The 1,888-nt window shown below is 59.6% G+C and carries 1 protein-coding gene; it reads left to right on the top strand.

From position 1 onward, the window contains the following. The first annotated feature begins 11 nt into the window (after positions 1 to 11). Positions 12 to 1,835: a BCCT family transporter gene (locus ACR0B5_RS22840; protein ID WP_480543685.1), complete on the top strand. Its 1,824-nt coding sequence runs from the start codon at positions 12 to 14 to the stop codon at positions 1,833 to 1,835. Positions 1,836 to 1,888: the final 53 nt, after the last annotated feature.

The following is a 1,888-nucleotide window of genomic DNA, read 5'->3' as shown; positions in this document are numbered from 1 at the left end:
GGAGGAAATTGATGTCGATTAAAGAACCGTTTACGGATTTGGACATTAAGACCGCGGATAGCGGTTTTTATGAGAATAACAGCGTTCCGATTGCGCTGATCAGTAAGGGTGTGATGGTAGCCCTTGTGCTTTGGGCGCTGATTTTTCCGGCGAATGCGAACAGCACTCTGGGCAGCTGGAACTCTCAGATTCTGGAGGTCTTCAATAGCTTCTACGTCATCATCGTAGGTCTGTTTTTCTTCTTTCTGGCCATCGTTGCGCTGCTGCCGGCCACCGGCAAGCGGGTGATGGGCACGCCCGGCGAAAAGCCCGAGTTCTCCAACTTCTCATGGTTCTCGATGATGTTCGGGGCGGGTCTGGGTGTGGGTCTGATGGTGTTCGCCACCGCCGAGCCTCTGGGCCTGTGGGGTTCGAACCCCGTGGTTGTCGCGGGCGACGTGCCGGGCAATGAGCCCGAGGCGGTTCAGTCGGCCTATCGCTACACCTATCTGCACTACGGCTTCCACGCCTGGGCGATCTATGTGGTGACTGGCCTTTCGCTGGCCTATTACGCCTATACGCGCAACATGCCACTGACCATACGCTCGGCGCTGACGCCGCTGTTCGGCAAGCTGATGAACGGCTTTCTGGGCCATGTGGTCGACGTTCTCGGCGTTGTGGCAACAATCCTGGGTGTATCGGTGACCATCGGCTATGGCGTCAGCCAGTTCATCGACGGTGTCTATGCGATCACCGGGATGGAGTGGATCATGGACCTGAACGGCGAGGTTCCGACCCCGTCGAAGGTTGGTCTGATTGCAGGTCTGCTGGTGATCATGGGCCTGTCGATCATCTCGGCTGTGTCGGGTGTTGGACGGGGTGTTAAGTACCTGTCGAACCTGAACTTGGTGCTGTCGATCATCCTGCTGGGCACATTTGTCGTCTTCGGCTCGTTCGTCTTTGCGATGACCACCTATGGCACCGCGCTGGTGGACTACATCCTGCACTTCCTGTCGCTGAGCTTTGGCGCCTATGGTCCGCTCTCGGCCGAGGCGTTTGCGGCGGCTCTGCCGGCCGAGGCTCAGGCCCATGCGGATGCCCTGATGGGTGGCGCGACCAATGCCTGGGGCAGCTATGACGGCTTCAAGAGCGGCCTGGAAGGCGCAGCAGCGGAACTCGACGAGGCCACTCTGGCCGCGGCCTATGCCGCCGGTGAGCAGGGTCGTCAGTTTGGCTGGCAGGCAGGCTGGACCACGTTCTACTGGGCCTGGTGGATTGCGTTCTCGCCCTTTGTGGGCCTGTTCCTGGCACGCATCTCGAAGGGCCGCACCGTGCGTGAGTTCATCCTGGGCTGTGTCTTCGCACCGGCACTGGTCTGCTTTGCGTGGATGACGGTTCTGGGCGGCACCGCGATTGATCTGGAACTGGCCGGTGAAGCCGGAGGCGCGATCATCGGGGCATCGAACACCAACAAGCTGTTCGTGACGCTGTCCTACATGATCGACGGTGGTCTGTTGTCGATGCTGAACGTGATGTGTGTGATCCTGATCATGACTTTCCTGGTGACCTCGGCGGATTCGGGCATCCTTGTGATGAACACGATCATGTCGGGCGGCAGCCAGGAGACGGGCATCAAGCACCGCATCATCTGGGGTCTGATCCTGTTGGCCGTGATCGGCGCGCTGATCCTTGCGGCGGGTGAGAACAACCCGATGGACGCTCTGCGCAACGCGATGATCATCGGCGCGCTGCCATTTACCATGGTGATGGGCCTGATGATGGTCGCCCTCGCCAAGGCACTGTTCCGCGACAGCCAGCGTGACAAACACGCCGAGGCACCACAGGCCGCAGAATAAACGCACCAAAACACAAACAATCAAAGCGCCGCCAAAACACAGGGCGGCGCTTT

This window comes from Ruegeria sp. AG1 (assembly GCF_056541705.1).
The sequence above is the reverse complement of the archived record's forward strand: the minus strand, read 5'-3'. Positions and strand labels throughout refer to the sequence as shown.

Excerpts from the sequence above, each read along its gene's own strand:
- ACR0B5_RS22840 (WP_480543685.1), top strand. The coding sequence starts at position 12 with ATGTCGATTAAAGAACCGTTTACGGATTTGGACATTAAGACCGCGGAT.